The organism is Mycobacterium ulcerans subsp. shinshuense (genome assembly GCF_002355775.1).
Classification (GTDB): Bacteria; Actinomycetota; Actinomycetes; order Mycobacteriales; family Mycobacteriaceae; genus Mycobacterium; species Mycobacterium marinum.
The window spans coordinates 3,562,604-3,580,530 of sequence record NZ_AP017624.1 but is presented as its reverse complement, the minus strand read 5'-3'; the positions used below and the strand labels follow the sequence as shown (position 1 = coordinate 3,580,530).

Genomic DNA, 17,927 nt, shown 5'->3' with positions numbered 1-17,927 from the left:
GTGGATTACCGAACGTGAGCAGTGCCGGAGAGGGGCAATGACATGAAACCGGTCATCGTTGGCATCGATGGTTCACCGGCGGGTATCATGGCAGTGCTGTGGGCCACCGCGGAGGCGGTCAGCGCCGGCGTGCCGTTGCGGCTGATATCGGTGCTCAAGACGGCTCATTCGTCCCCCGAAGAGTACGAGCATGATCTCGCGCATGCCGAGACATCGCTGCGCGCAGCGCAATCCGCGATCGAAGCCACCGCAGCGCCGGTCAAAGTGGAGACCGACACCCCGCGCGGGCCGGCGGGTGCCGTGCTCGTCGAGGCGTCTCGCGATGCGGAGCTGGTCTGCGTGGGCTCAGTAGGGATCGGCCGCTACGCGCGAGCCATTCTGGGGTCGACGGCCACCGAGCTCGCCGAAAAGGCGCACTGCCCGGTGGCGGTCATCCGTTCGAACTCGGATCAGCCGCCGCCGGACATCAACTGGATCGTGGTGCGGGTGACCGACGCGCCCGACAACGACGCGGTGATCGAATACGCCGCCCACGAGGCGAAACTGCGCCAAGCACCGATCCTCGCACTCGGTGGGCGCCCCGAGGAGCTCACCGACGCCGCGGACGGGGAATTTGAACGTCGAGTACAGCAATGGGGCCAGCACCATACCGATGTGCACGTCTATCCGATCACCACCCAGGCGGGCATCGCACGATTTCTGGCCGATCACGATGAGCGGGTTCAGTTGGCGGTGATCGGCGCCGACGAGGCCGATCAGGTTGCGCGGCTGGTGGGGCCATCCGGACACCCGATCTTTCGGCACGCCGAGTGCTCGGTGCTCGTGGTCCGCGGCTAGGCCGGCGACTCGCGCGCCACGATCACCAGCACGCGGGCCAGTTGGGCAACGGATTCGGCCACCGAACCCACCACCATTCCGGCGAATCCACCGCGTCCGCGGCTACCGACGACGACCAGCTGGGCTTCGCCGGACCGCTGCACGAGCTGGCGGGCCGGCTGATCACGCGCGACCACGCGGCTGACGCTCACATCGGGATATTGCTCTTGCCATCCCGCCAAGCGCTCGGCCAATACCTGTTCTGCCATCGACTGCGTTGCCGGCCAATCGATTCCCGGCCATTCCGAGACATCGACGTCACTCCAGGAATGCGCCGCCACCAGCCCGGTATGGCGGCGCGATGCCTCATCGAAGGCCAAGCCGGTGGCGAATTCCGATGCCCGGGAGCCGTCGATGCCCACCAGCACCGACGCCGCGGCGCGATCCGGCGCCGAGGCGTCCTCGTCGTGGACGATGGCCACCGGACAGTGCGCGTAGCGCAGCAGCCCGGAACTGACTGAGCCCAGCGGCCGGCCCGGCCAGCGCCCGCTGCCGTGGCAACCGGTTACCACCATCTCCGCGTCCTTGGACATGTCGACCAAGGCGGGAACGGCGGCGGAAGGCACGATTTCGCTACCCAGCCCCGCGGGACCGCCGCGCTCGGCGGCCTCCTCGATGACCTTGAGCGCGTCCTCGACCGGTTGGTGGCCGTGATCGCGCTGCCAGCGGGCCAGGCCGGGCGGCAATGGCTTGTTCAACCACGTCGCGACGTCGGGAGAGATCGCGTGAACGAGCGTCAGCGGGGCGTTTCGCAGCTCAGCTTCACGCGTTGCCCACTGGATGGCCACCTTCGCGGCCGGTGAATGGTCGATACCGACGATGATTCCCAATCGTTGGTTCTGGGAGGACATGGCGTGTCCTTTGTTGGCGGGTCAGCCGGCTCGGCCGAATTGGCGGGCCGCTACCCACGACTCTAACGACGAACGGTCACCACGGTCAGAGCCGTTTGTCATTCGCACGGGGGGCCGGCGCTACGGCCGTCAACTGCCCGATGCCGAGGGCTTGTAGGCCACGATGGCTACCGCCGCCATGCGGTCCCGGTGTTTGCGGAATGTGCTGCGCATCATCAGTACTCGTTTGCGCGCGGCCGGCTGGGTGAGCAGGTTCTTGGCAAAACGCAGGGCCCCCAACAGGCCCTCATCGGCGATGATCCGCCGTGGCTGCAACAGCGCCATCGGCGCGGTTGCCACGTGGCTGACGACCAGCCCGTGTCCGGCCAGTAGCTGGGACCATTCGGCCACCGTCAACGGCCGGGCGTTGACTTTGATGGACCGGGCCAGCGCCTGGCGGACCTCGGTGCTGATTTCTTCGGGCACGTCGTCGGGCGTCAGCGCCAGCTCGTGGATGGCGTAGCGCCCGTGGGGGCGAAGCACCCGCGCCGCCTCGGCGACGATTGCGTGTTTGGCCGCATCGCCCTGCATGGTCAGCATCGCCTCGCCGATGACGACATCAGCGCTGGAGTCCGGCAATCCGGTGTCGGCCGCGTCGGCGACTCGCACGTCACCGTGCCCGGCCACAATTGTGCGCACCAGGTTCGCCGCATCGGGATCGGCTTCGGCTCCGACGTAGGACCGCGGATGGCGGGCCAGGATCTCGCTCGCGGTGCGGCCCAGGCCGGGCGCCAGTTCGAGCACGTCGGCATGGTTGACGTCGGCGCGGGCCAGCAGGGTGCGGGTGAGTTCGACACCGCCGGGGCGCAGTACCCGTTTGCCCAGCCGCGCCAGCAGCCAGTGCCCCTGCAGATGGTCGTCGCTGCGATTCGACAGCGGGAGGGGCTGTCCGGATTCGCCCTGAGTGCCGGCCATCAGGCGGTGGGTCGGGTCGGTAGGCCCACAACCAGCGGGCGCCGTGGATGGGCGGTGCAATGCCAGAGCGCGGAGGCGGAATACGGGTCGATGATGCCCTCCTTGTTACTCGGCCGGCCGATCCCGGACAGCGCGGATCAAGACCTGCAGGTCGGGTCCAGTATGCATGCCGAGGTATCCACCGTGCGCCTAGGCAGCAGCACCGGAGAGCTGCGGATCCTCGTTGGGTTTGCGGGGCGCCGAGGCAACCGGGCTGCGTGGGCGCACGTACCGTGCCCAGGTCAGCGCGGCCGCGCAGAGGTAACACACCAGGAACGCCCAGAAGGCCGGCGTCGCGGTGCCGCTGTGCACATATGACTGGCGCAGAGCCAGGTTGATCCCAACGCCGCCCAGTGCGCCCACCGAGCCGGCGAACCCGATCAGTGCCCCCGACATGATGCGTGCCCATTGGCGGCGTTGCATATCGCTGATGTCCAGGTGCTGACTACGCTCCGCGAATATCGACGGGATCAGCTTGAACACGGTTCCCTTGCCCATCCCGCAGAAGATGAACAACGCGATGAAGCCGCTCACATAGCCGATCAGCGTCGCAGCTGTCATGCGCCCGCCGGCGCCGTGGTTGAGGTCGGCGTGTGTGCTGACTGCGACCAGCAGTACGGCACTGAGGATCATGGCGACGAAGACCCCCAGGGTGACGCGGCCGCCACCGAAGCGGTCGCCCAATTTGCCGCCGACTATGCGCGCCAGCGACCCCAGCAGCGGACCGACGAAGGCGATCTCGGCGGCGTGCAGCGACGCCTGTGCGGTGCTCTGCCCGCCGGCCAGCAGGTTGAACTGCAGCACCTGACCGAAGACGAAGGCGGAGCCGATGAACGAGCCGGAGGCGCACATGTAGAGAAACGAGACGCTCCAGGTATCGGGCACCGCGAGAACGGATCGCACGTGCCCGACCTCGATCACGTGGGTCAAGTTGTCCATGAACAGGGCCGCGCCGAGGCCGGCGATGGCGATCAGCACCAGGTAGACGGCGCACACCCAATATGGAGCTTCATGGCCCGCGGTCGCCAGCACCAACAGGCCGACCGCCTGGATGGCGGCCACCCCCAGATTGCCGATCCCTCCGGTGAGGCCTAGAGCTACGCCCTTGAGCCGTTGTGGGTAGAAGGCTTCGACGTTGGCCAGCGATGCGGAGTAGTTGCCGCCGCCCAGGCCGCTCAGGGCGGCACAGACCAGGTATGGCCACAGCGGCAGTCCGGGGTTGGCCAGCAGCACGATTGCTCCGACGGTGGGCACCAGCAGTACCAACGACGAGAACGTCGCCCAGTTGCGGCCACCGAATCGGGCGGTGGCCATCACGTAGGGGATCCGCACGCAGCCGCCAACCAGCGTCGCGGTGGCGCCCAGCAGCAACTTGTCTGCGGCCGAGATGCCGTAGACGGACTGCGGCATGAACAGCACCATTACCGACCAAAGGGTCCAGATCGAGAAACCGACATGCATGGTGGCGATGGAGAAGACGAGATTGCGCCGGGCGATGGCCTTGTTGCCGGCTTCCCACGCCTGGACATCCTCGGGGTCCCAGTGCGCGATGTGACGTGAGCGTCCCATGCAATCCTTTCCACTCCGTGTCGTGGAGACTGGGCCCAGGGCTTTTAATCGTAGCGGTTGAGGTGGCGCGCCGTCACTGCGCCGATCCGGACGTCAAGTGCGTTGTCGGACAGAACTTTTGCCGCCTCGCTAGTTTTTACAAATCATGTTGTATAAACTCCGGAACCATGACGTATGTGATCGGAAAACCCTGCATCGATGTGACGGATCGGGCCTGTGTGGAGGAGTGTCCGGTCGATTGCATATACGAGGGTGGGCGCTCGCTGTACATCCACCCCGACGAATGCGTGGACTGTGGCGCCTGCGAGCCCGTGTGTCCGGTCGAGGCGATCTACTACGAGGACGACCTGCCGCAGGAGCTGCACCCGCATCTCGCCGACAATGTGGCGTTTTTCACCGAAACCCTGCCCGGCCGGGACGGGCCGCTGGGTTCGCCGGGCGGGGCTGCCAAGATTGGCCGACTGGGTGTTGATACGCCACTCGTGGCGGGTCATCCTCAAGCCGCAGATGATTAAGATTCTTAAATGGGAGAGGGTCGGATCGCCAGAATGGGCGGGGATCCGGCGGGGCGTCGCCGCGCGGTGCTGCGGGTATTGCGCGCCCTCGGCCATCCGCTGAGCATTGTCGCGATCGCCGAGCACCTGGGAGTGCACCCCAACACCGTGCGCTTCCACCTCGACGGCTTGGTCGATGACGGTCAGGTGGAGCGCGTGCAGCCCAGCCGTCGCGGCCCCGGACGCCCGCCGCTGATGTTCCGGGCGGTCCAGCAGATGGACCGCGGTGGCGCTCGCCACTACCAGCTCCTCGCCGAGATCCTCAGCAACGGCCTTGCCGCCGAGAGCGATTCGGTTGACAAGGCGCTGGCCGCCGGCCGCGCCTGGGGCGAACGTCTGCAAGCCCCGACGACCGCGCACAGCGTCGAGAAATCGATCGATCACTTGGTCGGCGTCCTCGACGGACTCGGGTTCGCTCCCGAGCGCCGAGTCTCCGACGGCCAGCAACAGGTTGCCCTGCGACACTGCCCGTTTCTGGAACTTGCCGAGAACCGGTCGGGCGTGGTGTGTCCAATTCACTTGGGCCTCATGCGCGGGGCGCTGGAAAGTTGGGGGGCGCCCGTCACCGTCGAACGGCTCGACCCGTTTGTCGAACCGGATCTTTGCTTGGCCCACCTTTCGCCGGAAGGAGCCCTCAGTTGAGCACCGCAGCGGCGACCCAAATCGCCGTCACCTTCATATGGCTCGGCATGGTGCTGGCCATCTCGTTTCTGGAAGCTCCGCTGAAGTTCCGGGCGCCGCACGTGACGCTGCAGATCGGGCTTGGCATCGGCCGGTTGGTCTTCCGCGCGCTCAATATCGTTGAGGTCGTCTTCGCGCTGGTCCTGGCGGCAATAGCGGTGTCGGGCCCGGCGCCGCTGCGGATTATCGTGGCGTTCGGTGTCGTGGTCGCAGCGCTAGCGGTGCAGTTGCTCGCGGTGCGTCCCCGTCTGACCCGCCGGTCCGATCAGGTGCTGGCCGGGTTGGATGCGCCCCGCTCCCGTGCGCACTACGTGTACGTCGGTTTGGAAGTGGTCAAGGTGGCCGCCTTGATCGTTGCGGGAATACTGCTACTGAACGGCTGAAAGGACTCACCGATGGAATCGCTTTCGCTGACCGCGCTCGCCTCCGAAAAGCTGGCCGAGGCAAAACAGTCACACAGCGGACGGGCCGCCCACACGATCCACGGCGGACACGCCCACGAATTGCGCCAGACCGTGCTGGCACTGCTGGCCGACCACAATCTCGGCGAACACGACAGCCCGGGTGAGGCGACCCTGCAGGTGCTACAGGGACATGTGCGCCTCACCACCGGCGATGACGCCTGGGACGGCAAGACGGGCGACTATGTCGCGATTCCGCCGCAGCGGCACGCGTTGCACGTCATCGAGGATTCGGTGGTGGTGTTGACCGTGCTCAAGTCCCAGCCCGGCGCCCACTAGGGGTGCTCGCTACCGGCTGGTCACGGGGCTTCGGCCTGCGGGTTCCCATCGTCAACGCCCCAATGGGCGGAGTCGCCGGTGGCCGGCTCGCCGCCGCTGTCACCGCGGCCGGTGGACTGGGCATGATCGGCATGGGAAGCCGGGCCACCCGGGCTGCCTTGGCCGAACAATTGCGGCAGGTCAGCGGCAGGTTCGGGATCGGGCTGGTGGACTGGGTGATGCGCAGTGAGGCGGGGCTGCTCGAGGATGCGCTTGCCGCCGGGCCCGCCCTGTTGTCGGTCAGTTTCGGCACCGACTGGTCATGGGTCGGCCCGGCCCGTGACGCCGGAATCCACACCGTCACACAGGTTTACGACGCTGTGGGGGCCCGGCGTGCCGCCGATGCGGGGGTGGACATCGTGGTGGCGCGCGGAGCCGAGGGGGGTGGCCATGGCGAGGTGCGGCTGGGAACGCTGCCGTTGCTCGACGCGGTCCTGGCCGCGGTCTCGGTGCCGGTATTGGCCGGCGGCGGCATCGCCTCGCCCCGAAGCCTGGCCGCGGTGCTGGCCGCCGGTGCCGCGGGGGCCTGGGTAGGCACGCGTCTGGCGGCGTGCCCCGAGGCGCTGACGGGGGAGCCGAGCCGTCAGGCTCTGATCGCGGCGCGCGAAACCGACACCAGCACTACCCGGGTCTTCGACGTCGCCGACGGCCTGCCCTGGCCTCAGCGGTTCCCATCGCGGGTGTTGACCAACGACTTCGTCGCGCGCTGGAACGGCAATGAGACGGCACTGGCCGCCGATGCGGATGCTCGTGCCGAGCTGGCCGCTGCCAGCGCGGCCGAAGACCTGCGGGTGGCGCCGGTCGACGCGGGCCAGGGAGTTGGGATGATCCCCGACGGCGCGCCGGCCGGCGAGGTGATCGAGCAGATGTGCTCGGGTGCGCGGGAGCTGTTGGCGCGATGGGCGTGACCGCGCGTTGTCGCCGGCTCGGCTGACGCCGCCTACACCCCGCGCAAGTAGCGCTTGGCGATGATGCGTTGAGTCAGTGCCACAAACGGGCCACCGGCCTTGCTCCACCAGGTCGCCGGCCGGGAGAACGACGACACCTCCGCAAAAACCCCGGAAGTGTCCGGGTCGTAGCGAATGGCAAACCGTTCCTCGCCGCATTCCGGGTGCCCCGGCAGCGTGCCATAGGCAAATCCGCGGATATCGGGTTCGTCGATGACGTAGACCACGCGGCACGGCGCGCGCAACACACCCATCATCTGGATCACCGCCACCGTCGAAACAGCGACCGTATCCGAGGTGGCCCGCACCGCCAGCCCGGCGCCACGCTGCATGCCCCAATGCATCACCGCGTGGGCGGCCTCCTCAAAACGCTTCCGGCCGGTGCCGATCTGGTCGGACACACTGAGGTGGGCGTATCCCGGGGGCAACTGTCCGGCCGCGGTGGCGCCCACTTCCGGGTAGGTCAGTTGTTGCCCGGAAAGCGCGCGAAGGTCCACACCCCCCAGCTTGCCACGCCGGATCGGGTGTGCCCCGTGGCGTACGGTCGGAAAAATGAGTGCTCACAGCGCGAAAGCCATGGCCGCAGCATCCGCAACGTTGACCCTGGGTGGCGATCTGACCGTCAACCGGCTCGGGTTCGGCGCGATGCGCCTTACCGGCGACGGCGTCTGGGGCCCGCCCGCCGACCGTGCCGAAGCCGTACGGGTGCTGCGCCGGGCCGCCGAACTGGGCGTCAACTTCATCGACACCGCCGACTCTTACGGCCCCTACGTGTCCGAGGAGATCATTCACGAGGCGTTGCACCCCCACACCGGGCTGGTAATCGCCACCAAGGCCGGGCTGCTGCGTACCGGCCCAGGCGTGTGGGTGCCGCTGGGCAATCCGAGCTATCTGCGCCAGGAATGCGAGATGAGCCTGCGGCCTCTGGGCGTGGACACCATCGACCTGTTCCAGCTGCACCGCATCGATCGCAACTATCCACTGGCCGACCAGGTGGGCGAGCTGCTCGCCCTGAAGAACGAAGGCAAGATCCGCCACATCGGGCTGTCCGAGATCGACGTCGACCAACTCGAGGCGGCCCAACAGATCACCGAGATCGTGTCGGTACAGAACATGTACAACCTGGCCGCGCGTGGCGCCGAACCATTGCTGGAGGCGGCCACCAGCCAGGGGATCGCATTCATCCCATGGTTCCCGCTGGCCTCGGGCCCGCTGGCGGCGCCGGACGGTCCGTTGCGCAAGATCGCCGACGATCATCACGCGACGCCGTCGCAGCTCGCCCTGGCGTGGCTACTCAAGCGGTCGCCGGTGATGCTGCCGATTCCCGGCACCTCGCGGGTAGCGCACCTGCAGGAGAACGTCGCCGCTGCCGAGATTGTGCTCTCTGACCAGGAGTTCGAAGCATTGTCGGTGGCCGGCGCCGCCCACGGCGGGTAGGGGCGGGCGGCGACCCGTGAGCCCGGCTAGCCAGTCTCAGCCGCGGTGTCGCCCATTTGGCTGGCGGCAGGCAATACGGTGGTTGGGTGACCCGCGAACAGTCGCAACACCCTGGCGGCGGCTTCAATCCGCCGCAGCCAACCGACAAGGGCGGACCGGACTACGGCAGGTTCATTGATGCGGTGCGCAAGGTGCAGGACCACGCGCGTGCCGCCGACGCGCCTGACGAGGTGATCACCCAGGCCGCCGACCTGCTCGAACGGGTCTCCATACTGCTTGCGCCATTCGACGCCGACGAATGGGAGTCACCATCGCGGCGCCGAATGGACTTGCCGATGCGGGGCAACGTCACGACCATCCCGATGTCGGCGCGCAAGACGCAAGACGGCCGGATCGGTGGCTGGGCCCGCTTCGCCCGGTTCCACCTCGGACGCAATGGCGCGGTCCATGGTGGTGCGTTGGGCATGTTGTTCGACACGCTCCTGGGCTTGACGGCGTCGGTGCTCACCGGCAGTCGGCGCCAGCGCACCGCCTACCTCAAGATCGACTATCGCAACATCGTGCCCATCGAAAAGGAGCTGCAAATCGACGCCGGAGTGGACCGGGTGGACGGGCGCAAGATCTTCGTGTCCGGCCGGTTGCGCGATGGCCAGACCCTGCTGACCGAGGCGGATGCGTTGTTTGTGCGGCTCAAGCCCGGCCAGCCTTGAGCCGGTTTCGGCCAAGGCGCCGACGCGGACCTAGCACGCGGCTTGGGTTCGACCAGCTCCGCCCCGATAGCATGGTCGCGTTCGATTCGACATGCCCATTCACTCGCGAACCTTGGAGACCACCCCGATGAGCGTCCCCGCACAACCCACCCCAGGAGCCGACGGCGGTGACCCGCGGCAGCCGATCCGGGTTCCTGCCGGGACCACGGCGGCCGCCGCAATCGGTGAGGCGGGGCTGCCCAGACGCGGCGCGCCGGACGCGATCGTCGTGGTGCGAGACGCCGAAGGCAAGCTGCGCGACCTGAGCTGGGTGCCCGACGCTGACGCGGAGGTCACCCCGATCGCGGCCAATACCGACGACGGTCGCAGCGTTATCCGGCACTCGACCGCGCATGTGCTGGCCCAAGCGGTTCAAGACCTCTTCCCGCAAGCCAAACTGGGTATCGGACCGCCCATCACCGACGGCTTCTACTACGACTTCGAAGTGCTCGAGCCGTTCACCCCTGATGATCTTCAGGCGCTGGAGAAGCGGATGCGCCAGATCGTCAAGGAAGGGCAGCTCTTCGACCGCAGGGTCTTCGAATCCAAGGATCAGGCGCGCGAGGAGTTGGCCAACGAGCCCTACAAGCTCGAACTCGTCGATGACAAGCCCGGGGATCCCGATGTCATGGAGGTCGGTGGCGATGAGCTCACCGCCTACGACAACCTGAATCCCCGCACCCGCGAACGGGTCTGGGGTGACCTGTGCCGCGGACCGCACATCCCGACTACCAAGCACATCCCGGCGTTCAAACTGACCAGAAGCTCGGCGGCCTACTGGCGGGGCGACCAGAAGAACGCCAGCCTGCAGCGGATCTACGGGACGGCATGGGAGTCGCAAGAAGCGCTTGATACGCACATCGAGCTCATCGAAAAGGCACAGCGCCGCGACCATCGCAAGCTCGGTGTGGAGCTGGATCTGTTCAGTTTCCCCGACGAAATAGGCTCTGGCCTGGCTGTTTTCCATCCCAAGGGTGGGATTGTGCGGCGCGAGCTCGAGGACTATTCGCGTCGCAAGCACACCGAAGCCGGCTACCAGTTCGTCAACAGTCCGCACATCACCAAGGCCCAGCTGTTTCACACCTCGGGGCACTTGGACTGGTACGCCGACGGCATGTTCCCGCCGATGCAGATCGACGCGGAGTACAACGCGGACGGTACGGTGCGCAAACCCGGCCAGGGCTATTACCTCAAGCCGATGAACTGCCCGATGCATTGCTTGATCTTCCGGGCGCGCGGTAGGTCCTATCGCGAACTACCGCTGCGGCTCTTCGAGTTCGGCACCGTCTACCGCTACGAGAAGTCCGGTGTGGTGCATGGGCTGACCCGGGTGCGCGGATTGACCATGGACGACGCGCATATCTTCTGCACCCGCGAACAGATGCGTGACGAGCTGCGTTCGCTGCTGCGGTTCGTGCTCGATCTGCTCAGCGACTACGGACTGACCGACTTCTATCTGGAACTGTCCACCAAGGATCCGGACAAGTTCGTCGGCTCCGATGAGGTCTGGGAGGAAGCCACCAACGTGCTCGCCGAGGTGGGCGCGGAATCGGGTCTGGAGCTGGTACCCGATCCCGGTGGCGCGGCTTTCTACGGGCCCAAGATCTCGGTGCAGGTCAAGGACGCCCTGGGCCGTACCTGGCAGGTGTCGACCATCCAGCTCGACTTCAACTTCCCGGAGCGATTCGGGCTCGAATACACCGCCGCCGACGGGACTCGCCAGCGCCCGGTCATGATCCACCGTGCCCTGTTCGGGTCGATAGAGCGGTTTTTCGGCATCCTCACCGAGCACTACGCGGGTGCCTTCCCGGCGTGGCTGGCGCCCGTTCAGGCGGTCGGCATCCCGGTTGCCGACGAACACATCGCCTACCTGGAACAGGTTGCCGCACAGTTGAAGTCACATGGGGTGCGGGTCGAGGTGGACACCAGCGATGACCGCATGGCCAAGAAGATCGTGCACCACACCAACCAGAAGGTGTCGTTCATGCTGCTGGCCGGCGACCGCGATGTGCAGGCCGACGCGGTGAGCTTCCGGTTCGGCGACCGCACGCAGATCAACGGCGTGCCACGCGAGGCTGCGGTAGCTGCGATCGTGGACTGGATATCCCGGCGCGAAAACGCCACTCCCACAGCTGAACTGGTCAAGGTGGATAGCGGTGAGTAACGGTGACTAACGAGGAAAGCGCGCAGCCGCAGGACAGCACCATCCTGGACCGTGGCGTCGGCGAGCGCGACCACCTGGAGCGGCTCTGGACGCCGTACCGGATGAACTACCTCGCCGAGGCTCCGCTCAAGCGGGAGGACTCCGCGCGCTCGCAGCCGTTCACCGAGATCCCGCGGCTGTCTGATGAAGAAGGTCTGGTGGTTGCCCGCGGCGAGTTGGTCTACGCCGTGCTCAACCTGTACCCCTACAACCCCGGCCACCTGATGGTGGTGCCGTATCGGCGGGTATCGGAGCTCGAAGACCTCACCGAGCCGGAGAGCGGCGAGCTGATGGCGTTCACCCAGAAAGCGATTCACGTCGTCAAGAACGTCTCGCGGCCACACGGCTTCAACGTCGGCATGAACCTGGGGACATCGGCGGGCGGATCGCTGGCCGAGCACCTGCATGTGCACGTTGTTCCGCGCTGGGGCGGGGACGCGAACTTCATCACCATCATCGGCGGATCCAAGGTCATCCCACAGTTGCTGCGCGACACCCGGCGGCTGCTGGCGACCGAATGGGCTCGGCAATCATGAGGCAACGATGAGCAAGGCGCCCTTCTTGTCCCGGGCGGCATTTGCGCGGGTCACCAATCCGCTGGCCAGGGGCTTGCTCCGGATCGGTCTGACCCCCGATGCCGTCACCATCATCGGCACCACCGCTTCGGTGGCCGGCGCGCTCGTACTTTTTCCGATGGGCAAGCTGTTTCCCGGCGCGTGCGTGGTCTGGTTCTTCGTGCTCTTCGACATGCTCGACGGAGCCATGGCACGGGAACGGGGCGGCGGCACCCGATTTGACGCGGTGCTGGATGCGGCCTGCGATCGCATCAGCGACGGCGCGGTGTTCAGTGGGCTGCTGTGGTGGGTCGCGTTCGGCATGCGAGACCGATTGCTGGTGGTGGCGACGTTGATCTGCCTGGTCACCTCGCAAGTGATCTCCTACATCAAGGCCCGGGCGGAAGCCAGCGGGTTGCGTGGTGACGGCGGCATCATTGAACGACCGGAGCGGCTGATCATCGTGCTGGCCGGTGCGGGGGTGTCCGATTTTCCGTTCATCGCCTGGCCGCCGGCGCTGCCGGTGGCGATGTGGCTGCTGGCGGTGACCAGCGTGATCACCTGCGGACAACGGTTGTACACCGTGTGGACCTCACCGGGGGCCACCGATCTGCTGGTTCCCAGTGCGCCGGTGCGCGACGACGACGCGCAGGGCCATCCGAGGTCGGGTGACCCCGGAAAGACCCAGCGGTGATCTCCACCCCGGCCGGCCTGCGATGGGTCAGGGCTCCGCGGCAGCTCCTGGTCGGCAACGCGACGGACTTGGCGTATGCGGCGGGATGGCGGATGGTGCGGGCGCTGCCCGAGTTCGCCGCGCGCAACGCCTTCGACGCCGGGGCGCACTACGCGGCCCGCCACGGCGGGCCCGAGCAACTTCGCAAGAACCTGGCCCGGGTAACCGGGGTGCGGGCCGGCGCGGTCCCGGACTCCCTGATGCGCGCGTCGCTGGAGTCCTACGCCCGCTACTGGCGGGAGGCGTTTCGGCTTCCGTCGATGAACCTGCGTAAGGTCGCCGCCCAGATTGACAGTTCCATCGGGGGCAAAGATCACCTCAATGCCGGGCTGGCCGCGGGACGCGGTGTGGTGCTGGCATTGCCACACAGCGGCAACTGGGACATGGCCGGGGTGTGGCTGGCGCAGCGGCACGGCACCTTCACTACCGTCGCCGAGCGGCTCAAGCCCGAGTCGTCGTACCGGCGATTCATCGACTATCGGGAAACCCTTGGCTTCGAAGTACTTCCGTTGTCGGGCGGTGCGGAGCCGCCCTTCGAGGTGCTATGTGAGCGACTGCGGGACAACCGGGTGGTATGCCTGATGGCTGAGCGTGATCTGACCCGCACCGGTGTTGAAGTCGATTTCTTTGGCGAGCCCACCCGGATGCCGGCGGGCCCGGCCAAACTCGCGATCCAAACGGGAGCCGCCCTGCTGCCGACCCACTGCTGGTTTGAGCCCAAGGGCTGGGGTTTTCAGGTCTATCCGGCTCTGGATTGCAGCAGCGATGATGTGGAAGCGATCACCCAGGCGCTCGCCGATAGGTTCGCAGCCAACATCGCGGACCATCCCGAGGATTGGCACATGTTTCAGCCACAATGGTTGGCCGACTTGTCCGATGCCCGCCGCGCGCGGCTGCGGGAGCCCTGATGCGGATCGGAATGGTGTGTCCCTACTCGTTCGACGTGGCGGGTGGGGTGCAGTCACACGTCTTACAGCTCGCCGAGGTGATGCGGGCCCGTGGGCATGAGGTCAGCGTGCTGGCACCGGCGTCGCCGCACGCGGCCCTGCCGGACTATGTCGTCTCCGGCGGCAAGGCCGTTCCCATTCCCTACAACGGGTCGGTGGCGCGGCTGCGCTTCGGCCCCGCGACCCATCGCAAGGTCAAAAAGTGGCTTTGCGAGGGCGATTTCGACGTCCTGCACCTGCACGAGCCCAACGCGCCGAGTCTGTCGATGCTGGCCCTCAACATTGCCGAGGGCCCCATCGTGGCAACGTTTCACACCTCGACCACCAAGTCGCTGACGTTGACCGTCTTCCAGAGCATCTTGCGGCCCATGCACGAGAAGATCGTCGGTCGCATCGCGGTGTCCGATCTGGCCAGGCGTTGGCAGATGGAGGCGCTCGGCTCGGACGCGGTCGAAATTCCCAACGGTGTCGACGTCGGTTCTTTCGCGTCCTCGTCGTGTCTGGACGGATACCCCCGCCCCGGCAAGACGGTGCTGTTCTTGGGCCGATACGACGAGCCCCGCAAGGGGATGAGTGTCCTGCTCGAGGCGCTGCCCAAGTTGGTGGAGCGCTTCAGCGACGTGCAGCTGCTGATCGTGGGCCGCGGTGACGAAGACGAACTACGCGATGAGGCGGGTGAGCTGACCGAGCACATGCGTTTTCTCGGCCAGGTCGACGACGCGGGCAAGGCATCGGCGATGCGCAGTGCGGACGTCTACTGCGCACCCAATACCGGCGGCGAGAGCTTTGGCATCGTGCTGGTTGAGGCCATGGCCGCCGGCACCCCGGTGGTGGCCAGCGACTTGGATGCCTTCCGGCGCGTACTGCGCGATGGCGAGATCGGGCGCCTGGTTCCAGTCGATGACAGCGACGCGCTGGCGGCCGCGCTGATCGAGGTGCTTGATAGCCAGGAGCTGCGAGAGCGCTATGTGGCGGCGGGCACCGAAGCGGTCCGCCGCTACGACTGGTCGGTGGTGGCCAGCCAGATCATGCGGGTCTACGAGACCGTCGCCGGGGCCGGGGTCAAGGTGCAGGTGGCCAGCTGATGACGTGGTTGGTTGTCGCCGGCATCGTGCTGCTCGTCGTGCTGGTCGTGTTCGGGGCCTGGGGATACCAGCGCGCCAACCGGCTGGATCGATTGCACGTGCGCTACGACTTGTCCTGGCAGGCGCTCGACGGTGCTCTGGCGCGCCGGGCCGTGGTGGCGCGCGCCGTCGCGATCGATGCCTACGGCGGCGCGCCCCAGGGCAGCCGGTTGGCGCGGCTGGCCGACGCCGCCGAGCAGGCGCCGCGACACGAACGAGAGAATGCGGAAAACGAACTGTCCGCCGCGCTGGCGATGGTTGATCCGGCGTCGTTGCCGTCGGCGCTGGTGGCCGAACTCGCCGATGCCGAGGCCCGGGTATTGCTGGCCCGCAGATTCCACAACGACGCCGTGCGCGACACCCTGGTGCTGGCCGAGCGGCGCATGGTGCGCGCCTTCCGTCTTGGTGGGCGAGCTCCGCTGCCGGCCTATTTCGAGATCGCCGAGCGGCCGCAGGCGCAGGCGCACAGCGACGACGGCGATATCGGCCGGCGTACCTCGGCGCGGGTGGTGCTGCTCGATGACCGCGGCGCGGTGCTGCTGCTATGCGGTTCGGACCCGGCCGCCGCGGCGTTCGACGAGGGCGGCGCGCCTCGGTGGTGGTTCACCGTGGGCGGCGAGGTGGGCAAGGGGGAGCGGCTGGCCCAGGCCGCGGCGCGTGAGCTCGCCGAAGAGACGGGTTTGCGGGTCGACCCCGCCGACCTGGTGGGACCCATCTGGCGACGTAACGAGGTCTTTGAGTTCAACGGTTCCAAGCTCGACAGCGAGGAGTTCTATCTGGTGCACCGCACCAGTCGGTTCGAGCCGTCCCTGGACGGCCGGACCGAGCTGGAACGGCGTTATGTTCACGGGGCCCGCTGGTGTGATGCCAGCGACATCGCCGCGCTCAACGCCTCCGGTGAGCAGGTCTACCCGCGCCAACTCGGGGAGCTATTGGCCGAGGCCAATCGCATTGTCGACGCCGCTTGCGGCGGCGCGGGAGGCGACCAGACCGTCCGCACCGCATATGTTCCCCGGTCGATTCGCTAGTCCGAATATCGGGCGGGACTGCGGTCCCGCAAACTTGCTTGTGGTTCCCATTAAAGTAAGACTCCAACAGTTGAAGGAGAAAGACAGTGGACAGCGCTACCCAGCCCAGTGGGGACCGGCCAGATCCGGCATCGTCCAAGCAGGCTCAGTCGGGTTCAAGCCAGACCGGAACGGCGAGGGTCAAGCGTGGCATGGCCGAGATGCTCAAGGGCGGCGTCATCATGGACGTCGTCACCCCCGAGCAGGCACGCATCGCTGAAGGGGCCGGCGCCGTCGCGGTCATGGCCCTAGAGCGGGTGCCCGCCGACATCCGCGCCCAGGGCGGGGTGTCGAGGATGAGCGACCCCGACATGATCGAGGGCATCATCGAGGCGGTCACCATTCCGGTAATGGCTAAAGCGCGTATCGGACATTTCGTCGAGGCGCAGATCCTGCAAAGCCTCGGGGTGGACTACATCGACGAATCCGAGGTCCTCACGCCCGCGGACTACACCCACCACATCGACAAGTGGAAGTTCACCGTGCCGTTCGTGTGCGGGGCGACGAATCTGGGTGAGGCGCTGCGGCGCATCGGCGAGGGGGCGGCGATGATCCGCTCCAAGGGTGAGGCCGGCACCGGTGACGTTTCCAACGCGACGACGCACATGCGCTCCATCGCCGGCGAGATTCGCCGGCTGACGTCGATGTCCGAGGACGAGTTGTTCGTCGCGGCAAAGGAATTGCAGGCACCCTACGAACTGGTCGTGGAGGTGGCCAGGGCGGGCAAGTTGCCGGTCACCCTGTTCACGGCCGGCGGTATCGCCACTCCTGCCGATGCCGCGATGATGATGCAGCTGGGCGCCGAAGGCGTCTTCGTGGGCTCGGGCATCTTCAAGTCCGGCGCCCCGGAACACCGGGCCGCCGCGATCGTCAAGGCCACCACGTTCTACGACGACCCCGACGTGCTGGCCAAGGTGTCACGCGGGCTGGGCGAGGCAATGGTGGGCATCAACGTGGAGGAGATCGCGCAGCCGCATCGCCTGGCGCAGCGCGGGTGGTAAGAATCTTTCGTGGCAATCGAGGAGATTCTTGATCTCGAGCAACTCGAGGTCAACATCTATCGCGGTAGTGTCTTCAGCCCGGAATCAGGCTTTCTGCAGCGCACATTCGGCGGCCATGTGGCCGGGCAGTCACTGGTGTCGGCGGTGCGCACGGTCGACCCGCGCTATCAGGTCCACTCGTTGCACGGGTACTTTCTGCGCTCCGGGGACGCCCAGGAGCCCACGGTTTTTCTGGTCGAGCGCACTCGCGATGGCGGATCGTTTGTGACCAGGCGGGTCAACGCCGTTCAGCACGGCGAGGTCATCTTCAGCATGGGGGCTTCGTTTCAGACCGCGCAGAACGGCATCAGCCACCAGGACGCGATGCCGGCGGCGCCACCGCCCGACGATCTACCCGGATTGAGGTCGGTGCGGGTCTTCGACGACGCCGGGTTCCGGCAGTTCGAGGAGTGGGATGTGCGCATCGTGCCGCGGGACCTGCTCGCGCCGCTACCGGGTAAGGCATCCCAGCAGCAGGTGTGGTTTCGCCATCGCGACCCGCTGCCCGATGACCCGGTGCTGCACATCTGTGCCTTGGCCTACATGAGCGATCTGACCCTGCTGGGTTCGGCGCAGGTCACCCACCTGGCGGAGCGTGAGCATCTGCAGGTGGCGTCCCTGGACCACGCGATGTGGTTCATGCGGGGGTTTCGGGCCGACGAGTGGCTGCTCTACGACCAGTCATCGCCGTCGGCAGGCGGGGGTCGCGCACTTACGCACGGCAAGATCTTCACCCAGGGAGGCGAGTTGGTGGCCGCGGTCATGCAGGAAGGGCTGACCCGCTACCCAAGCGGATATCAGCCGGGCGAAAAGTGAGCGGGTT

20 protein-coding genes are annotated in these 17,927 nt (G+C 66.8%); 16 read left to right on the top strand and 4 right to left on the bottom strand.

Annotated features, from left to right (window positions below; all coding sequences use genetic code 11):
- Positions 1-42: 42 nt before the first annotated feature.
- Positions 43-837 carry a universal stress protein gene (locus SHTP_RS15985; RefSeq protein WP_096371120.1) on the top strand — a complete coding sequence of 265 codons (795 nt, stop codon included), beginning with the start codon at positions 43-45 and terminating at the stop codon, positions 835-837.
- Here the strand turns inward: SHTP_RS15985 and SHTP_RS15980 are convergent.
- The 3 genes from SHTP_RS15980 to SHTP_RS15970 all read right to left on the bottom strand — a co-directional run bounded on the left by SHTP_RS15980 (position 834) and on the right by SHTP_RS15970 (position 4,289).
- On the bottom strand, positions 834-1,727 hold the full coding sequence (locus tag SHTP_RS15980; RefSeq protein ID WP_096371119.1) for a universal stress protein: 894 nt from the start codon (positions 1,725-1,727) through the stop codon (positions 834-836). The two genes, SHTP_RS15985 and SHTP_RS15980, sit on opposite strands and share 4 nt — an antisense overlap.
- A gap of 129 nt (positions 1,728-1,856) precedes the next feature.
- Positions 1,857-2,681: a class I SAM-dependent methyltransferase gene (locus SHTP_RS15975; protein ID WP_012393853.1), complete on the bottom strand. Its 825-nt coding sequence runs from the start codon at positions 2,679-2,681 to the stop codon at positions 1,857-1,859.
- A gap of 189 nt (positions 2,682-2,870) precedes the next feature.
- Entirely contained in the window at positions 2,871-4,289 is a 1,419-nt protein-coding gene (locus SHTP_RS15970) for an MFS transporter (RefSeq protein ID WP_096371118.1), read from the bottom strand.
- Between the two features lie 167 nt (positions 4,290-4,456).
- Between SHTP_RS15970 and fdxA the strand changes: the two genes are divergently transcribed.
- The 5 genes from fdxA to SHTP_RS15945 are packed head-to-tail and all read left to right on the top strand — an operon-like array spanning position 4,457 to position 7,211.
- Positions 4,457-4,804, top strand: a complete 348-nt coding sequence (gene fdxA / locus SHTP_RS15965) for a ferredoxin (RefSeq protein WP_096371117.1) — start codon at positions 4,457-4,459, stop codon at positions 4,802-4,804.
- 9 nt (positions 4,805-4,813) lie between these two features.
- Entirely contained in the window at positions 4,814-5,485 is a 672-nt protein-coding gene (locus SHTP_RS15960) for a helix-turn-helix transcriptional regulator (RefSeq protein ID WP_231991490.1), read from the top strand.
- Positions 5,486-5,532: 47 nt separating this feature from the next.
- Positions 5,533-5,907 (top strand): hypothetical protein, encoded by a 375-nt coding sequence (locus SHTP_RS15955; protein WP_096372512.1) that lies wholly within the window; start codon positions 5,533-5,535, stop codon positions 5,905-5,907.
- Between the two features lie 12 nt (positions 5,908-5,919).
- The gene (locus SHTP_RS15950; protein WP_096371115.1) at positions 5,920-6,264 is read left to right on the top strand and encodes a cupin domain-containing protein; all 345 of its coding nucleotides are present in this window, start codon (positions 5,920-5,922) and stop codon (positions 6,262-6,264) included.
- 2 nt (positions 6,265-6,266) lie between these two features.
- Positions 6,267-7,211, top strand: coding sequence for an NAD(P)H-dependent flavin oxidoreductase (locus tag SHTP_RS15945; protein WP_020787924.1), 945 nt, complete (start codon positions 6,267-6,269; stop codon positions 7,209-7,211).
- Positions 7,212-7,243: 32 nt separating this feature from the next.
- Here SHTP_RS15945 and SHTP_RS15940 read toward each other — a convergent pair whose 3' ends face one another.
- The gene (locus tag SHTP_RS15940; protein WP_012393859.1) at positions 7,244-7,747 is read right to left on the bottom strand and encodes a DUF1990 domain-containing protein; all 504 of its coding nucleotides are present in this window, start codon (positions 7,745-7,747) and stop codon (positions 7,244-7,246) included.
- 79 nt (positions 7,748-7,826) lie between these two features.
- On the opposite strand from SHTP_RS15940, the gene SHTP_RS15935 reads away from it, so the two are divergent.
- From SHTP_RS15935 to tesB, 10 genes are all read left to right on the top strand, one after another.
- Positions 7,827-8,687 (top strand): aldo/keto reductase, encoded by an 861-nt coding sequence (locus SHTP_RS15935; protein WP_420866694.1) that lies wholly within the window; start codon positions 7,827-7,829, stop codon positions 8,685-8,687.
- An 86-nt stretch (positions 8,688-8,773) separates the two neighbouring features.
- Positions 8,774-9,397, top strand: coding sequence for a PaaI family thioesterase (locus SHTP_RS15930; RefSeq protein ID WP_096371113.1), 624 nt, complete (start codon positions 8,774-8,776; stop codon positions 9,395-9,397).
- 127 nt (positions 9,398-9,524) lie between these two features.
- The gene (gene thrS, locus SHTP_RS15925) at positions 9,525-11,600 is read left to right on the top strand and encodes a threonine--tRNA ligase (RefSeq protein ID WP_096372511.1); all 2,076 of its coding nucleotides are present in this window, start codon (positions 9,525-9,527) and stop codon (positions 11,598-11,600) included.
- A gap of 2 nt (positions 11,601-11,602) precedes the next feature.
- Entirely contained in the window at positions 11,603-12,175 is a 573-nt protein-coding gene (locus SHTP_RS15920) for an ATP adenylyltransferase (RefSeq protein WP_096371112.1), read from the top strand.
- Between the two features lie 7 nt (positions 12,176-12,182).
- On the top strand, positions 12,183-12,887 hold the full coding sequence (gene pgsA / locus SHTP_RS15915) for a phosphatidylinositol phosphate synthase (RefSeq protein ID WP_096371111.1): 705 nt from the start codon (positions 12,183-12,185) through the stop codon (positions 12,885-12,887).
- Positions 12,884-13,834: a phosphatidylinositol mannoside acyltransferase gene (locus SHTP_RS15910; protein ID WP_096371110.1), complete on the top strand. Its 951-nt coding sequence runs from the start codon at positions 12,884-12,886 to the stop codon at positions 13,832-13,834. The genes pgsA and SHTP_RS15910 overlap by 4 nt, the downstream gene beginning before the upstream one ends.
- The gene (locus tag SHTP_RS15905; protein WP_096371109.1) at positions 13,834-14,958 is read left to right on the top strand and encodes a glycosyltransferase family 4 protein; all 1,125 of its coding nucleotides are present in this window, start codon (positions 13,834-13,836) and stop codon (positions 14,956-14,958) included. The genes SHTP_RS15910 and SHTP_RS15905 overlap by 1 nt, the downstream gene beginning before the upstream one ends.
- Positions 14,958-16,025, top strand: a complete 1,068-nt coding sequence (locus tag SHTP_RS15900) for an NUDIX hydrolase (RefSeq protein ID WP_012393867.1) — start codon at positions 14,958-14,960, stop codon at positions 16,023-16,025. The genes SHTP_RS15905 and SHTP_RS15900 overlap by 1 nt, the downstream gene beginning before the upstream one ends.
- A gap of 86 nt (positions 16,026-16,111) precedes the next feature.
- Positions 16,112-17,065, top strand: coding sequence for a pyridoxal 5'-phosphate synthase lyase subunit PdxS (pdxS, locus tag SHTP_RS15895; RefSeq protein ID WP_015355890.1), 954 nt, complete (start codon positions 16,112-16,114; stop codon positions 17,063-17,065).
- 9 nt (positions 17,066-17,074) lie between these two features.
- A complete protein-coding gene (gene tesB / locus SHTP_RS15890; protein WP_012393869.1) occupies positions 17,075-17,920 on the top strand; it encodes an acyl-CoA thioesterase II in 846 nt (281 codons plus the stop codon).
- Positions 17,921-17,927: the final 7 nt, after the last annotated feature.

Excerpts from the sequence above, each read along its gene's own strand:
- SHTP_RS15985 (WP_096371120.1), top strand. The coding sequence starts at position 43 with ATGAAACCGGTCATCGTTGGCATCGATGGTTCACCGGCGGGTATCATG.
- SHTP_RS15980 (WP_096371119.1), bottom strand. The coding sequence starts at position 1,727 with ATGTCCTCCCAGAACCAACGATTGGGAATCATCGTCGGTATCGACCAT.
- SHTP_RS15975 (WP_012393853.1), bottom strand. The coding sequence starts at position 2,681 with ATGGCCGGCACTCAGGGCGAATCCGGACAGCCCCTCCCGCTGTCGAAT.
- SHTP_RS15970 (WP_096371118.1), bottom strand. The coding sequence starts at position 4,289 with ATGGGACGCTCACGTCACATCGCGCACTGGGACCCCGAGGATGTCCAG.
- fdxA (WP_096371117.1), top strand. The coding sequence starts at position 4,457 with ATGACGTATGTGATCGGAAAACCCTGCATCGATGTGACGGATCGGGCC.
- SHTP_RS15960 (WP_231991490.1), top strand. The coding sequence starts at position 4,814 with ATGGGAGAGGGTCGGATCGCCAGAATGGGCGGGGATCCGGCGGGGCGT.
- SHTP_RS15955 (WP_096372512.1), top strand. The coding sequence starts at position 5,533 with ATGGTGCTGGCCATCTCGTTTCTGGAAGCTCCGCTGAAGTTCCGGGCG.
- SHTP_RS15950 (WP_096371115.1), top strand. The coding sequence starts at position 5,920 with ATGGAATCGCTTTCGCTGACCGCGCTCGCCTCCGAAAAGCTGGCCGAG.
- SHTP_RS15935 (WP_420866694.1), top strand. The coding sequence starts at position 7,827 with ATGGCCGCAGCATCCGCAACGTTGACCCTGGGTGGCGATCTGACCGTC.
- thrS (WP_096372511.1), top strand. The coding sequence starts at position 9,525 with ATGAGCGTCCCCGCACAACCCACCCCAGGAGCCGACGGCGGTGACCCG.
- pgsA (WP_096371111.1), top strand. The coding sequence starts at position 12,183 with ATGAGCAAGGCGCCCTTCTTGTCCCGGGCGGCATTTGCGCGGGTCACC.
- SHTP_RS15905 (WP_096371109.1), top strand. The coding sequence starts at position 13,834 with ATGCGGATCGGAATGGTGTGTCCCTACTCGTTCGACGTGGCGGGTGGG.
- SHTP_RS15900 (WP_012393867.1), top strand. The coding sequence starts at position 14,958 with ATGACGTGGTTGGTTGTCGCCGGCATCGTGCTGCTCGTCGTGCTGGTC.